Below are 16,611 nucleotides of genomic sequence, written 5' to 3'. Positions count from 1 at the left end.
TTTCGATTACTTTTATTCTTTTACAATTTTTTGTGAAATGATCAGACCTTCATCTTCACTTACAGCTAAAGTATAGATTCCAGAAGGAATAGTACTGATATTAACAAAGATCGTAGAAGTATTTTTCATTTCAAATTTGACAGGAATCAATTTACCCGATCCATCATACAATGCTACTTTTACATTCTTTGAAAAGTCCTGTTTACCTTTGATGTAGAATTCATTCTCTGCCGGATTCGGATAGATTCCGAATCTTCTTTCTTCTGCTTTAATTTCAGACATCCTTAACGTTGAGGTCTTATTCAGTTTCCAGGTTACCGTGGCAAAATGAACCGTATTGTGACTGTTAACTTTTATTAAAGGACTGTTGTCGGTAACAGAGAAAATAAGGGTATTAAGACCGCTATTCAGTTGTGATGGAGAAACTGTTAAGGTATTACTCGTTGAAGAAAGAGTCGTTCCATTGAGAGTCCAGGAATTGACCAATGTATTAGGGATTGGCAAAACTTCATTTACAGTAAATGTTACGGCGGCATTACCATTCACATTGCTGCTGTTGGCTGGTGTATAAGAATCAATCGGTGATACTAATGAATGTATTCTCTCAATAATGGCCTCTTTACAAACGGAACAAAACTGTCTGTCCAGATATCTCATTTCACAATTTTGATGTGGGCGGTACCATGAAGGGCTTTCGGTATAAGGATACACTCCAACACTGTTTAATCCTAACCAGTTTTTCCATTTGATGGTTGCTGTATTGGAGTTTTGTGTCTTGTTAGGTGATTCCCCTGTTCCTGCAAACCAATATTCATCTGCAAGCTTTCCAAAGGAATGCCCAAGTTCATGTACTACAATCTCATTTGAAGAACCATTTAGCGACGCAAATGCATAAGCTCCTCCGCATCCGCCATACTCTGTAGAGTTACCCAGAACGTACGTAATATCATAATCAGGAACATTAGCTGCGAGAACCTGCGCTACTTTATTTGTACTATTGCTGTAAATACAGCGGTGTACACCAAAGTCAAATGAAGAGCCCAGGTAATTATTGGGATTGGAAACAGGAATAACCGGCTCTGTAACATCCGTTGCTGTTCCAGGATGTTTTACACCTGTTTCTGTTGACACTACTTTTACAGCATACGCATTAAAATAATTTTTATATTCTGTATATGGGCTTTTTGTAAAGAGATAGTTAATCGTAGACTGTGCAGAATTCACAAAATTAGTTTGCTGAGCAGAAGTAAATCCATCACCCAATACTGCGATATTGATCCGGTTAGAGTTTGAACCGTTATTAAGCAGAGAAACTGTCTGAAAGGTTTGTGAAAAGCACAATGAACTTACTAATAGGAGAAATAAAGTTTTTTTCATGGCTATAGTTTTTGGTTAAATAATAATTGATTTCCTGCATGGGTAACTTTTTCCACTTTCACGATCTGGATTTCTCCGGAATGAGGATAGCGCACACTGAACTCAGCATTATCCAAGGAAACTTTGTGTCTTCCGATTCCGTCTTTATCAAAACTTTCCAGATTCTGATTCAGAGGATCTTCCACCAGCTGTTTCACAATCTCTTTTCCGCTGGCATCAGTAAGTGATATAATAAAATCACCAAGACCTGCTGAATTTCTGTCAAAAGAAGGGATGGATTTCAACTTTCCTTCAGTAATCTTCTTTGATTCGAGGGTAATTTTTTCAGGACCGGATTTCGTTTTTTCTACCTTAAAAAACAGGTACACAATTTGATTTTTGTCTTGTTGACAATTAACATTCTCAGATGATCTTCCATAACTTAAGTCTTTCACTGTCAGAAAGCTATACAGCACAAAAGTCGGAAGTATTAAAAAGGTTAGTAAATTTTTCATAATCATTTTTTGATGAAGTTAAGAAGATTTCACCAAAATAAGATTTATTTTTACTATTTTTTTTCTAAGGTAAAAAATTCAGAAAGTCATATCTTTGACGAAATGATTGCAGAAAAGATAATTTTAGGTATTGACCCAGGAACTGCCATAATGGGCTTTGGGATTATTTCCATTAAAAAAGGTCAGATGGAAATGGTTTCCATCCACGAGCTTATTTTGAAAAAATATCCCAACCATGAAACAAAGCTAAAATACATCTTTGATAAAACCCTAGCCTTAATTGATGAGTATCACCCGGACGAGGTTGCCCTGGAAGCTCCATTTTATGGAAAAAATGTTCAGAGTATGCTAAAACTGGGACGTGCACAAGGGGTAGCAATGGCAGCGAGCCTTCATCGAAATATTCCGATTACCGAATACTCACCTAAGAAAATAAAAATGGCTATTACAGGAAATGGGAATGCCAGCAAAGAACAGGTAGCAGGGATGCTTCAAAACCTTCTGAAGCTAAAAGAATTTCCAACAAAATATCTGGATGCATCTGATGGTCTTGCCGTAGCTGTTTGTCATCATTTTAATTCAGGAACAATTGCTGATACAAAATCTTATTCCGGATGGGAAAGTTTTTTAAAGCAGAATCCTGACCGTTTAAAATAAGCGTTACTGTCTTTCATAAATATCTTCTATAGCAGTAACCTTTCCATAGATGATATCATTATAAAGAATGGAAAATCTGTTTTTCGAAATGATTCTAAATTTTTTATTTTCTTTTAGATCTGCATCCATATATGAGAATGAATTTTTATTAATCGTCACTAAATTTCTTGCTGACGAACTTATTATCTCACAGTTTTTTCCATTTGCATACTTTTTAATAAAAAAAATATTTCCATTTTCTTTTTCGAATAATAAAGTGGTCTTCTTTGTACATTCGTGAAGTGGATACATTTTACTTATCTCTCCGTCTTTATAGGTTTCTTCAACTAATTTCCATTTTCCGATAAAGTAATATTGACCACTCTCCAGACTCTTTCTTTTTACTGCGGGAGATTGTGATTGACAACTTAGCATAAAACTACAGCATAATAAGAAAATTAATCTTTTCATTGTTTAGCATCTTTTAGTAAAAAAGGCCCTTTGAAAAAAGGGCCTTTTACTCTATTAGTTATTTATAAATTTCTTTGATTCTTTTTTATCACCGTAAGTGATAATGTATACTCCTTTTGGTAATGTTTGGTTGATTTGAACCTCATTCGTTTTAGAAGTACCTTTCTGCAATACTTTTCCACTCATGTCATAGATCTGGTAATCTCCAAAACTTACATTTTTACTTCCTATCAGTTGAAGTTTATTTTCTGATTTTGTATAAACAATTTTACTTTCCGAACTTCCTTTAACTTCAGATGTTCCTAATGCTTCTAAAATCTTAACTGCATAGTCCTCCATTTGCCCATATTGTAACTGAGAGCAAGGGGTAAGATCAGGAAGATTTACTGAATTATACGTCGCAGCATCCACTGCAATTCTCATCCTCAAATAAGTATTTTTCACAGCATTGGCAGGAGGAGTAATCGTGTTGGTAACGGTCATCCCTGTTCCGGTCAAATTGCCTGATAAATGATTTACGACCAATTCACTATCTTCAAAAGACCCATTGTTATTATAATCGATCCAGACTTTTGTTCTAAACTTTTCTGCCTGACTAAAAGTATATGCATAAGTCACTTTCAGCTCCGTTCCTGTAGTTGACGGTATTTCGGTATAGTATGCAGGTCTGATACAATTTGCAGAAGCAAAATCATCATAATACGAAGGAGTTGCTTCATCTGAATCGTAGCCATTCGTAGTACTGTTTATGGTTCCAAATTTAACGTTGGTAGCACCGATCGCGAAATTATTATTGGTAGGGTGCGCTGTACTTGGCGGATTACATTGGGCTGCAACTACAGAAACTGGCGAAGGAATAACAATCGACGGATCTTTACCCGCTGTAGAGTTAAGCAGATCTTTTCTATACTCCATCATTAACAAAATAGCCCGGTCTCTTTGTCCTTCCGTAAATTTACGGTTAGAATTAGTGTAATTCATAACATTATATTGAGTTCCGTCGTAGTTTTGTCCGGTACATGGATCAATAGCAGTATTGTTAGGAACAGCAACACCATACATGCTTCTAGATGGTGAAGTATCACATACTCTATCTCCTGTCGTTGCACAATCATTACTAGGAGGGCAACTTGATTGATCAGTATATGAAACTCCCTGAAATGTATGATAAAGTCCAAAAGCATGTCCAAGTTCATGAGTTAATGTCGTATCATTTTGATTTTTAATGGTTGCCACCTTCATAAAGCTTTCATAATCATAAGCATAAGAATCCGGGAATTTTGCGTATCCCATTAATCCATAAGATAATTGCTGCTGGCCATCAAAACCGATCACTACATAAATATTAAAGTATGAATTTTCCGGCCAATGGTGCGCTAACTCATTTTTAATCTGGCTATCACTAGCTCCACTTGAACTTTGCATCTTAACTCCCCTTGTATCATAACCTGGAATAGTACTTCCATTATATCTTACAATACCGGTAGTAGGAGTACAGCTAGGTGATCTTTTAGCTAATACGAGCTTAAAAGGAATTACTGCTCCTCCAGTTGGTCCGGAACCTTCAGGGTAAAATCCATTGCCAAAAGTTGTAGCATACATACTATTAGCTCTGTCGATCCAGTCAATAATCTCCTGATCAGTAACATGTAAATTTGCATTAGCAGTTGCCTGAGATTCAATAACATGTACTACAACAGGGATTTCATAAACTTGTCCGGTATAAAGCCCGTTCCACGAAGTGCTGGCACCAACTTTATTAAGATAAGACTGCTTATTCATGGAAGCTAATCTGGCTTCTACAATCTCCCTGTTTTTCTTTAGTTCAGGGTGTTTAGCATCCATTTGCGACATGATTTGATCAAAACCGCAAATATTTTGCACATTTTGAGAAAATGCATTAACCCAAAGGATCAACGCAAAACATAGAACTATTCTCTTCATATTCAACTATTTTTTTAATTTATTCGATGCAAAACTATTATTTATTTTAACAAATTGACAAATTATATTAAAAAAAACGTAAAGAATTTTATTATGTTAATATGTAAAAATCATAACTAATTGTCTAACAGTGATATAAATAAAACAAGTAAACATACTTGGTAAAACATAATACTATCTTTAGCATTGGTATGATTTTTAGTATTACTTTTGTATAAATTTTCAATAATGAAAAATCAACAACAAACTATAAATCAGGTGAATCATAAAATAAATTGGTTCCAGAAGTTTCTGATGGTATGCTCCGGAGGGAACATCCATATTTTAAGGAAAACACCAAGTGAATGGAATAAATTTTCGGGTATCGGAGGTATCGTTTTATTTACTGCAGTTTTCGCTGCACTTTCCGCAGGTTATGCCATGTATACTGTATTTGATAATATATGGACATCTGTTGGTTTTGGAATTTTATGGGGATTAATGATATTTAACCTGGACCGTTACATTGTTTCCTCCATCAAAAAAACGGGAACATGGTGGAATCAGATACTCATGGCTATTCCACGTCTGGTTTTGGCTACTTTTTTAGGAGTTATCATTTCAAAACCTTTAGAGCTTAAAATTTTTGAAAAGGAAGTCAATAAACAGCTGAACACGATCATCCAGCGAAATAAAAAGCAGCTTCAGGGTGAAATGACCGGCAGAATTCTTCAGCAAAGCGGTCCTTTTGAAACTGAGAAAAAACAAATATCAGAAAAGATTGCACAATACCAAAAGTCTTATGATTCGGCAGCTGTAGAGCTAGAAAAAGAAATCCTCGGAAAACAATCAGGCTTAACGAGTGGAAAAGTAGGTTTCGGATCTAATGCCAAAAGAAAACAGGAGCTTAAGGAGCAAAGACGTCAGGATCTTGAGAATTATCAAAAGCAAGTAGCTCCAAGGTTGGAATATCTGGATAAAGAAATTTCAAAAGTATACACTAATTTGGAAACCGAAAGAAAATCTACTGAAACCTTTGAGGATAAGTTCAATGGATTTGCCGCCCGTTTGCAGGCGCTTGATGAGTTAGGAAAAAATTCCGCAATCATAGGTTTAGCTGCAGCCTTTATTATGGGGCTTTTCATTTGTCTGGAAATTTCTCCGGTATTGGTTAAGTTAATTTCCCATGTTGGTCCCTATGATCATCTTTTGGAAAAAACAGAAAATGATTTTCGATTGTACTCCAAGGAAAAAATTGAAAAAGGCAATGCCCTTACCGACTATAGAATCGATGATTTTAAAGAGAATCTGAATAAATAATTTTAAATTATATCAAAAAAGACCTTTCATATTTATGAAAGGTCTTTTTTATTTTAAAACGTCATATTCTGTCGTTACTCAAATGTATTTTTGCCTTGACGTTAAAGAACATGATGTAATTCATATTAATTCTTTTTAAAGTGAAATCAATCACTCTTAAAAAGAGTTAAATTTGCAAAATTTAAAAATACAAAAGGATGAAAAAACTCTACTTCAGTGTACTTTCTATGTGCATTATTTCCGGGCTATCAGCCCAGGAAGTGGTTTGGCAAAAAGATATCAAATCCTCAACCCAGGATTTCCTAAGCCAGGTAACCACTACAATCGATCAGCAGTATTTGATAACAGGAAGTGTCATACAGGCTGGAAACCAGAAGAAGGATGCTGGAAGCACCCAACAAAATAGTGGCTATGATTTTCATTTGGTGAAGCTGAACCAACAGGGAGACCAGGTTTGGGAAAAATATTTCTCAGGAAACAATCATGATTATTTGTCTTCTACCGTAGCTACCCAGGAAGGAGGCTTTCTAATTTCAGGAACCTCATATTCCGGAAAGGGATCAGATAAAAAAGATGACTCGAAAGGAGGATCAGATATCTGGCTCATTAGAATTAATGAATTTGGAGATGAATTGTGGCAGAAGACTTTAGGAACAAGTGCTGATGAAGAAGCCAGGGCAGTTATCCAAACCACAGATTTAGGATTTGTTGTAGCCGGAAATGTTCAGAATGCATCCAAAGGCTATGGTTCAAAAGATATTCTGATTATCAGACTCGATAAAAACGGAAAAGAACTCTCACAGCTTATTTTAGGGGGAAGAGGATTAGACGAAGTGGAGAAGATGATCCCCACAAGAGACGGAGGAGCACTGCTGGGAATCTATTCAAGAAGCTCCGAGTTTCGTGTTTCCGATTCCGGGAATCAAAACTCAGCTACAGGAATCTCAGATTCCGTATCCCGCTATACAAAGACAACTGAAAACTTTGGCGAAGGAGATTACTGGATCGTAAAACTAAACAAGGAGGGAAAAGTAGAATGGGAAAAGAACCTGGGAGGAAAAGGAGATGACCATCTAAGAACACTGGCTTTAACCTCAAACGGTTATATCATCGGAGGAGAATCCAGAAGTGAGAGATCCGGAAACAAGACGGTAGGAATAGAAGAAGGAACAGATTTGTGGTTAGTTTCTTTAAATGAAAGAGGAGATGAGCAGTGGCAGAAATCCTACAACTTCAAAAACAGGGATGTTTTGATGGGAATGAGTGTGATACAGAGCCAGGAATCAAGAGCCGGGAATCAAGATGTTACCAAAGGAATATTGTTGGGTGGATATACTCAGGCAGAAGGAAGAGTAGAAACAGATGATGAAACATTCTGGATGCTGTATCTGGACAGTAATGGAAATGAACAGTGGAGAAAGCATGTGAAGGGAGAATCCAGAAAGAGAGAGGAGAGATTATCAGATATTAAGCTGAACAGGGATGGCTCTATCATTTTAGCAGGAACCAGTGCAGAGGAACTCGGGAAGGAGAACTGGAAAATTGTGAAACTGGGAGACAAGCAACTGGATCAGTTAATTGAAAAACAAGATATCAAGATCTACCCGAATCCGGTATCAGATTATGCTTATGTAGAAATAGGCTTTGATTTCAGGGAAGCTGATATTACTTTGTATGATATGGGTGGAAGACAGCTTCAGAATCTAAAAACCAAGAATAAAGTGACGAAGATTAATACACAGCCGTTGATACAAGGTGCTTACCTGGTAGTAATCAAGACGGATACGAATAAAACAGCTAATGCTAAATTAATTAAGAAATAAAGATTACAATGAGAAAGTATATATTAAGTTCATTACTGACTTTAATAATAATATCGGGATCTGCTCAATTATCAACATCCAATATAAATAAATTTGAAATTACTCAAAAAACACCTGATGCAAGCCAACTATCCAAATTTACAGATATTCCAAATGCAACTTTCACAGGTACAGCAGGAGTAGATATCCCAATTTATACAATAAATACTGGTGAATATCAGCTTCCAATTGATTTAAAATATCACATGTCAGGAATAAGGGTAAAAGAAATTTCTACAAAGGTAGGTTTAGGCTGGTCATTAAGTACGGGTGGGATTTCCCTTTCTAAACAGATATTTGGACAAGATGACCGAGGATGGATTCCATATATAAATCCATCTTCATTCGATCCTAACGGGAATGAAGCGGATAATAATATTGCCGCAAATATTACTGGCTTTGATCCTCTAAAACCAGATAATACAGCAAAAAAGAAATATGACTCTCAACCGGATATATATACTTATTCCATTGGTAAGTTTTCTGGTGAATTTTATTTAAGTAGTACCGGTCAGGTAATTCAGGTACCTTACAATAATATTAAAATTACATTACAAGGAGGCTTATTTGAAATTACAGATGATCAAGGTATAAAGTACTTATTTTCTCCTGCTAATCAAACCCGTAGTCTTGGCGGGTCAATTCCTGAAACAGAAGATTACAGACTAATAACCACAGATTATAAAGTTGATAAAATTCTGCTTCCATCGGGAAAAGAGATCAAATTTAATTATTCAAAAACTCAATATGATTATTTAAGCAACAATAATAAAAGGTTTGAAATTTCTGAGAATTGCCAAAACATAATTGAGAGTACTGTATACAGAGAATATGTAACCACTACTTATGTTTTTCGCGAAGATGTTTTAGACAATATCGAATTCGGAAATGAACGGGTAGAATTTATTTATTCTAATGATAGACAGGATATTGTTAATGGACTATCCTTAAATGAAATATCTGTCAAAAATGGAACTAATCTTGTTTCAAAATTCAATTTAATAAAGGAATACTTTACGGATAATGGAAACGGGGGATCCAATCCGCAGGATGCTTCCCTATCAAAAAGGCTAAAATTAAAAGAAGTCATAAACGCTAATGACGGATCAAAATATAAGCTATTCTATTATGAGCAATATAATCTACCTAACAGATTTTCAGATGCAACAGATGATCTTGGATTTTATAATGGCAGCGAATCTAATAGAGGTGTCCCAAATACATATTATAAAGGATCTGTATATGGTTATCCGGATAATAAAGAACCTAATATTCAATATGCTATTTCAGGAAGCTTACAAAAGATCCAGTACCCTACTGGTGGAAGTATGGAAATTGAATATGAAAACGACGACTATTATGCTGAAAAACAAATTGTTAAATTTGATAAAAAAAATGGTGGAACATGGAGCGATGTGCCTGGATACGCTGAATTTCAGGTTGATTTAAGTAAAGTTGTAAGCCCTTTCGATAATAAAATCCTATTCGAAACTAATTTTGAAAGTGAGGTGAATCCACCCAATACTTCGGATATGCTCCCTCAAGGGTCTCACTTTGTGGCTGATCTTCTTGATGAAAATAATGTAGTTCTGACAAGTTTTACATTTACAGGTACAGGTACTGCTTTGGTAGACAAAAAACCATTGTATAGAGTAAGAATTCGAAAAGTCAAAAGACCAAGTGAGTTTCCAATTAATTTAGATAATTACATTGCTACTATTGTACTATCATGGTCTGAAAAAAGTACGGAAATAAAAAAAGGAAATGTTAGTGTAGGAGGCCTAAGAATAAAAAAAAATCACAAAAAGAGATGAAAAAGGACTTGTAGCAAGTAGTGTTCAATATAAATATAAAGATGAAAACGGAAAGTCAACAGGTCTATATGTAGGGGATAATATTGATTACACCTATTCTTCACCAGTAAAAAGGAATGCAAATGATTTAAGCAGTACAGTTTGTTCTGTATCAATTATAAGCAACACGGGGAAATTTAACACAAGTACTATAAACGGTAAACCTGTAGTGTATAATAAAGTTGAAACTGAATATGTAGGAAAAGATGAAAGTTACAAAATTGTTGATACTTATTCAAACATCAATGGCCAAAATCCAATTAGTAACTCCGCTTCCATGTTTACCTACTTTGATAACAAATTTAAGTTGGGATTATTAAGCAAAAAAGAATATTATAATTCTTCCAACGTTCTTCTCAAAAGCATCGATACGGAATATGATTATGATACTTATTTTAATCAATTTTCTAATGATTATAGCCCCAATTATCCTGAAGTAGTTATCATGCCTTACATGATTTTAATTCAAAATTATATATTAACAATGGCCGTAACAGGTTATCCATCTACCTATAAAGCCAATTTTTTTACAGACCGTTATCAGATTACTTCAGCTTGGGTAAAACAAAAGAGTACATTATCAAAAACTTATTTTAATAATAAGATGCTTTCAGAACGTACCGATTTTTTTTTATGATCCTACTTACAAACATTTAAGTCCAATAAAACAAAAAGTTACTTTTTCAGATGCAATAAATAATGAAACAAATTATCAATATGCTTACGAAAAAGGTAATCAGTTAATGATAGATAAAAATATGATAGGTATTCCGCTGGAAACAACTACGAGTAAAACAATTGGAAATAATACTAAAATTATATCCAAAGTGGAAACGATTTATCCAAAAACACAGACTGAAGCGAATACTAAAACATCAGGATTAGCCTTACCCATGTCTGTACTTTCTTATGATATTTCCAATCTTTCGTCTCCAGGGCTTACAGAAGTCACTTACGATAGATACGATTCTAAAGGAAATATCCAGCAGTACACCACCAAAGACGGAATTCCTACAGCTATCGTTTGGGGATATAATAATACCAAGCCTATTGCCAAAGTACAAGGTGCCACTTATGCTCAATTGGTAAGTTTAGGACTGATTACAGCGATAGTAGATGCTTCAGATCAGGATGCGGCTAATCCAGTTAATGAACCTGCCTTAATGACAGCCTTGGATAATTTCAGAAAGAACTCCGGTTTGTCTGCATATCAGGTTTCTACGTATACTTATGATCCTTTAATCGGCGTTACCAGCATTACTCCTCCATCAGGGATCAGAGAAGTTTATATCTATGATACGGCCAATAGATTAAAGGAAATAAGACAGGATTCTAAAACAGGAAACCTGATTAAAGAATTCAAATATAATTATAAACAATAAATCATATAATGAAAAAATATTTCATATTACTATTTGTCACTCTTTTTTCTTTCGGGTATGGGCAATCAGGAATTGGAGCTGATAATAATTTTCAAAATAAAAATATTTTTCCAGGTCCTGCCACAGCGGAAGCCTATAGCTTTTCCAAGATAGGTAAACTTCCTGTTGATCTTTTTCGTGGAAAAGTTAATATTTCCATCCCATTTTACTCTATCAATATTGATAATCTTAATTTGCCAATATCACTATCATATAATACAGGAGGTATTAAACTTAACGAAGTCGCCAGCAGTGTTGGGTTGGGATGGTCGTTAAATATTCCAGGAACTATCAATAGAAACATTATCGGAAAGGATGATAACATTGTTCCATTTTTTAATAGAGATATTAATACGTATGCATCTTATAATGGATATATATCCCACCAAACCTACGACGAGCCAAGAAGAAATAATTTGCAGAATATTTATGACGGAAACTATGATCTGAAACCCGATTTATACAGTTATAGCTTGCCTGGAATATCAGGAAATTTTATTATCGATAATACAAATCGGGGATTAACAATCCCGTTTGAAAATGTTAAAATTGAACAAATCCCTAGCCAATATCTTCTACAAAGAAAATTTAAAGTAACTGATACTTCAGGAAATCTGTTTTGGCTGTCTCCTAAAAATATTTCATCATCTAATGATCCTACAAATCCCTTAGGAGATAATATCACTTCTTCATTATTCAGGCTTGATAGTATTAAAACTGTTTCTAATAAAACCGTAAGATTTTATTACGATAAAAAGATCAGTTATACTGAAAGAAACATTGTGGAAAGAATATATACAAAAACAGGAATGGACTACGACCCGGGGAAGAACTATTTCAGTCTTTTACCCCCTCCGTATGAAAGATGGAGTACAGAAACAGGAAATACGGAAAACCTCATTACTAAAATTGAGTTTCCTGAAGGAGTAGTTGAATTCAAATATTCTAATGATGATAATGGAATACTGGCAATAGAAAATGGAGCATTGAACAGAAAAGATATTAATAGCAATACTGGAGTAGCATTAAGGAAAATAATCATTAAAGACAAGTCTAATAAAATTATTTCGGATCAAAGACTTAATTATAGCTATTTCACCAGCAATAGCCCCAATAAAACCTACGAGGATTATAGGCTTAAGCTAGTTAATATTTATGATGCCCTTTCTCAATCTTATCATAAATTTACTTACAACGAAGATTCCCCTATGCCTGCCAGAAACTCTCATAATGACGATTATTGGGGATACATTAATAATCTTGGAAATACATCATCAAACTCAAATCTTCCTATCAGGATTTATACGAATGTTCAGATTACAGAAGACAAAATGCCTTCTGTTACCCGACGTGACAGATCTCCGAACCCTGCTTTTTCTCAGATTGGAATTTTAAAGTCAATAGAATATCCTACAAAGGGTAAGAAAAATTTGTATTATGAAAATCCTTTGACAGAACAGATAACTACCAGCTCTTATTTGATTTCGGAGGGTATCAATAAAGATATTTCAAGTCATGGTATTTTTAATGATCTTTCTACCTACATTGGTAATGAAAGTAAAACTTTTATTTTAAATGAAAGTGATATTCCTGGTTATGCAATACAACCAATGTTCACTTATGGTTTTGATAGTGGATGCATGACAGCCGAAACAGAGGATCCGGGATCAGTTCATCCAAATCCTGAAGATGGAAATGCAACAGAATGTTTTGGGGATATAAAAATTACGTCCGTTAATTCCCCTGATAAAACACGGCATTTCGGTTCAAATGGGCGACCGTTCTCAGGAGACATCCTTATTGACATTCCATTCCCAATAAAGGTAGAGATGTTATTGAGTAGAATGGGGTATTGTAATTGTGGTTTAAATGCAGGTATAAGCTGGAAAAAAGAAATTACCGAAACAAGCACAGCACCAACTTATTTGTCTGGATTGAGAATAAAAAAAAATTGAAGATGTAGATCAGAATAACATTTCAAATGTCTTTGAATATAGATATGGAAAATTGGATCCAGTTAAAAATAAATTCGAAGAAATTTCTGTCTTAAAACAACCTTTTAATTTTACAAGAATTGATAAAAAGCCATATCGCAAATTTGATGATTCAGGAGTAGAGCTTCAACCAATTAGCGTTCAAGAATTTTTTAGTTTTTTAAATTCCGATCAATCTTCAAACAGTTATGGATCATCAGATATAGTTACTTATCCTTATGTTATTGAAGAAAGCGGATTGGGAAAAATATACCATGAATTTTCAGATAGTAACTACAAAGTTCAAAACATATTATCATCTGATATTGGAAATTATAATGATTGGAAATATGGTTTACCTGTACACCGAAAATACGTAAATAAGGCAGGACAGATTATAAAAACCATTGATTATAGATATGCTTTTAATACATTAAAAAATGGACTTTCAGGTTTTAATACTAATGATGTATCAAAAATTGCATTTGCTGTGGATATGCAGATTATGCCCTCTAAAATACAGTTGTCACCAAGTCAGGGAATAGAAGGTGATATATTTATTGTAGAAAATAAGATAAACCTTATCGAATCTGCAAAAATTGAAAATACTAAAATAATTGAGAGGGATTTTTTATCAGGGCAGATAATTGAAAAAAATATCAGTAACACATTTTATGATTCGGATATTAATAAGCCAATCAATTTGAAGACAGCTTCAGTACAATCTGCTGACGGAACAGTTAATGAAACAAGTTATATGTACGCTCATGAGAAAAACAATTCAAAACTGATTTCAGCCAATATGATTGGGATTCCTTTAGAGACTATAGTTGTTCAAAAGCAAAATGACTCTGATGCAGGAAAAACTATTTCAAGATCAGAAACGAAATATGATGATCCAGCCAATTTGTTTCCGACTTCAGTAGTGTCATATGATATACAAAACAATGCTCTGTTTACTGAGGTTACCTATAATAAATATGATGCTAAAGGAAATATCCAGCAGTACACCACCAAAGATGGAATTCCGACAGCTATCGTTTGGGGATATAATAATACACAACCTATTGCCAAAGTACAAGGTGCCACTTATGCTCAATTGGTAAGTTTAGGTTTGATTACAGCGATAGTAGATGCTTCAGATCAGGATGCGGCTAATCCAGCTAATGAACCTGCTTTAATCACAGCATTGGATAATTTCAGAAAGAACTCCGGTTTGTCTGCATATCAGGTTTCTACGTATACTTATGATCCTTTGATCGGAGTTACCAGCATTACTCCTCCATCAGGGATCAGAGAAGTTTATATCTATGATACTGCTAACAGATTAAAGGAAATAAGACAGGATTCTAAAACAGGTAATTTGGTAAAAGAATTCAAGTACAATTACAAAAACTAACACAGAATGAAGAAAATAAAACAAACTATATATATTAGCTCTTTGATTATAAGCGGCCTTCTGCATGCACAACTTTCTCCAACGGAAAACTATGTATATTCAAAAACCATTCTTGATTATAATACCAGCAATGTAGCCACCAAAACCTCAGAAACGGTTCAGTATTTTGATGGTCTTGGAAGACCCAAGCAGGTTATAAATATAAAAGCATCTCCAACAGGAAAAGATGTGGTTACTCCTATTGAATATGATGGATTTGGAAGACAGGTAAAAGATTATTTACCTATTCCCCAGGGACAGACCTTAAACGGAGGTATTGTTTCAAACCCTTTAGCCAATGTCATAAATACCCCTTATGGACAAGAGAAGATCTATGCTGAAAAGACATTAGAAAATTCTCCTTTGGATAGACTTCTTGAACAAAAACAAGTAGGGACAGCCTGGAGTGATAAACCCTTAAAATTTGAGTATAATACCAATACTGCAACAGATGTAAGAAAATATACTACAACAACGAGCTTTGCAAATAACACGACCAATTCTATTCCAAGGGTTTCTCCAAATGATACCAATACGGCAAACGGATACTATAAAGCCAATCAGTTGTACAAAAATTCGGTGAAAGACGAAGACGGTAATGAAACGCTAGAATTTAAAAATGGACAGGGACAAACTGTTTTAGTAAGGAAAATTATTAGCGCTACAGATAATGCAGATACCTATTATGTTTTTAATGAATATGATCAATTAGCTTTTATTATTCCACCTAATGCCGCTTATATCATTAAAACCTTGGCTGTCGGAGGGCAAATTCCGGGTACTGTTTTAAATGATCTTTGCTATCAGTATCGTTATGATGGCAAAAACAGGCTTGTAGAAAAGAAACTTCCAGGTAAAGGATGGGAATTCATGGTATATAACAAAGCGGATCAGCTTGTCATGTCAAGAGATCCGAATCTTATCACTAAAGAACAATGGTTATTTACCAAATACGATCAGTTTGGAAGAGTGGTTTATACCGGACTAATTAATAACAAAGGAAGTCGTCTGACCTTACAGGCTGCTGTAGATGGCAATGCTAATTTATATGAAACAAGAAGCACAACTGCATTTACTCTTAATAGTATGCCTGTTTATTACTCTAATATAGCCTCTCCATTAAGCAATATAGATAAAATCCTTACTGTTAATTATTATGATACTTATCCACCAAATACTCCTGCTATAACTAATTCTTTTTCGCTTGATCTCCTTACAGATACTGTAAGTAGTGATCGTTCAACCAGGGGACTCTCTACAGCTTCTTATGTGAAAAATATAGAAGATGACAACTGGACGAAAAGTTTTATCTGGTATGATATAAAAGGAAGGCCTGTTATTACCAGAAATAATAATCATTTGGGAGGATATACTGTTATCAATCACAAGTTAGATTTTTCTGGAGCAATACTACAGACTAATACCTATCATAAAAGGTTGGCTACAGATATTCAAAAAAATATTGAAGAAAAATTCACCTATGACAGTCAAAACAGATTATTAATTCATACCCATAAGATAGATAATGGTACAGTTGAATATCTTTCACAAAACAAGTACAACGAACTTTCCCAGCTAGAATGGAAAAAGGTTGGAGGAGTAGGCACTACAACTCCATTGCAGCAGGTGGATTACAAATACAACATTAGAGGTTGGATGACTAAAATCAACGATCCTTCAAATCTCAATGGAAAACTTTTTGGGTACGAGGTTAGATATAATAATCCAGTTAATACGTTATTTGCTATTTCAAGATACAATGGAAATATTGCAGAAGTAGACTGGAAAACTTCTGTAGATAGCGTATTAAGACGATATTCTTATTCCTATGATACTTTAAACA

13 protein-coding genes are annotated in these 16,611 nt (G+C 34.5%); 9 read left to right on the top strand and 4 right to left on the bottom strand.

The annotated features are described in order from the left end of the window. Window positions 1-12 precede the first annotated feature (12 nt). The gene (locus ACJ5H0_RS21235) at window positions 13-1,377 is read right to left on the bottom strand and encodes a M64 family metallopeptidase (protein ID WP_411251950.1); all 1,365 of its coding nucleotides are present in this window, start codon (window positions 1,375-1,377) and stop codon (window positions 13-15) included. A gap of 2 nt (window positions 1,378-1,379) precedes the next feature. Further along, window positions 1,380-1,871: a hypothetical protein gene (locus ACJ5H0_RS21230; RefSeq protein WP_411251949.1), complete on the bottom strand. Its 492-nt coding sequence runs from the start codon at window positions 1,869-1,871 to the stop codon at window positions 1,380-1,382. Window positions 1,872-1,973: 102 nt separating this feature from the next. Here ACJ5H0_RS21230 and ruvC point away from each other — a divergent pair, with 102 nt between their 5' ends. Further along, window positions 1,974-2,528 carry a crossover junction endodeoxyribonuclease RuvC gene (gene ruvC, locus ACJ5H0_RS21225; protein ID WP_172280920.1) on the top strand — a complete coding sequence of 185 codons (555 nt, stop codon included), beginning with the start codon at window positions 1,974-1,976 and terminating at the stop codon, window positions 2,526-2,528. 3 nt (window positions 2,529-2,531) lie between these two features. Here the strand turns inward: ruvC and ACJ5H0_RS21220 are convergent, their stop codons facing one another. Both ACJ5H0_RS21220 and ACJ5H0_RS21215 read right to left on the bottom strand, forming a co-directional pair. After that, entirely contained in the window at window positions 2,532-2,978 is a 447-nt protein-coding gene (locus ACJ5H0_RS21220) for a lipocalin family protein (protein WP_411251948.1), read from the bottom strand. A gap of 54 nt (window positions 2,979-3,032) precedes the next feature. Next, window positions 3,033-4,922 carry a zinc-dependent metalloprotease gene (locus tag ACJ5H0_RS21215; protein ID WP_411251947.1) on the bottom strand — a complete coding sequence of 630 codons (1,890 nt, stop codon included), beginning with the start codon at window positions 4,920-4,922 and terminating at the stop codon, window positions 3,033-3,035. Window positions 4,923-5,150: 228 nt separating this feature from the next. Between ACJ5H0_RS21215 and ACJ5H0_RS21210 the strand changes: the two genes are divergently transcribed. The 8 genes from ACJ5H0_RS21210 to ACJ5H0_RS21175 all read left to right on the top strand — a co-directional run. Continuing rightward, window positions 5,151-6,221: a DUF4407 domain-containing protein gene (locus tag ACJ5H0_RS21210; RefSeq protein WP_411251946.1), complete on the top strand. Its 1,071-nt coding sequence runs from the start codon at window positions 5,151-5,153 to the stop codon at window positions 6,219-6,221. Between the two features lie 197 nt (window positions 6,222-6,418). After that, window positions 6,419-8,044 carry a T9SS type A sorting domain-containing protein gene (locus tag ACJ5H0_RS21205; protein WP_411251945.1) on the top strand — a complete coding sequence of 542 codons (1,626 nt, stop codon included), beginning with the start codon at window positions 6,419-6,421 and terminating at the stop codon, window positions 8,042-8,044. Between the two features lie 8 nt (window positions 8,045-8,052). Next, the gene (locus ACJ5H0_RS21200) at window positions 8,053-9,897 is read left to right on the top strand and encodes a hypothetical protein (protein WP_411251944.1); all 1,845 of its coding nucleotides are present in this window, start codon (window positions 8,053-8,055) and stop codon (window positions 9,895-9,897) included. Between the two features lie 208 nt (window positions 9,898-10,105). Then, the gene (locus tag ACJ5H0_RS21195) at window positions 10,106-10,573 is read left to right on the top strand and encodes a hypothetical protein (protein ID WP_411251943.1); all 468 of its coding nucleotides are present in this window, start codon (window positions 10,106-10,108) and stop codon (window positions 10,571-10,573) included. 106 nt (window positions 10,574-10,679) lie between these two features. Continuing rightward, a complete protein-coding gene (locus tag ACJ5H0_RS21190; protein WP_411251942.1) occupies window positions 10,680-11,318 on the top strand; it encodes a hypothetical protein in 639 nt (212 codons plus the stop codon). A gap of 8 nt (window positions 11,319-11,326) precedes the next feature. Then, window positions 11,327-13,312: a hypothetical protein gene (locus ACJ5H0_RS21185; RefSeq protein ID WP_411251941.1), complete on the top strand. Its 1,986-nt coding sequence runs from the start codon at window positions 11,327-11,329 to the stop codon at window positions 13,310-13,312. Window positions 13,313-13,364: 52 nt separating this feature from the next. Next, the gene (locus tag ACJ5H0_RS21180) at window positions 13,365-14,729 is read left to right on the top strand and encodes a hypothetical protein (RefSeq protein ID WP_411251940.1); all 1,365 of its coding nucleotides are present in this window, start codon (window positions 13,365-13,367) and stop codon (window positions 14,727-14,729) included. A 6-nt stretch (window positions 14,730-14,735) separates the two neighbouring features. After that, the coding region (locus ACJ5H0_RS21175) for a DUF6443 domain-containing protein (RefSeq protein WP_411251939.1) at window positions 14,736-16,611 on the top strand (1,876 nt) is incomplete at its 3' end.

Origin of the sequence: Chryseobacterium proteolyticum (assembly GCF_046591535.1) — a bacterium.
GTDB classification, from domain to species: domain Bacteria; phylum Bacteroidota; class Bacteroidia; order Flavobacteriales; family Weeksellaceae; genus Chryseobacterium; species Chryseobacterium proteolyticum.
The sequence above is the reverse complement of the archived record's forward strand: the minus strand, read 5'-3'. Positions and strand labels throughout refer to the sequence as shown.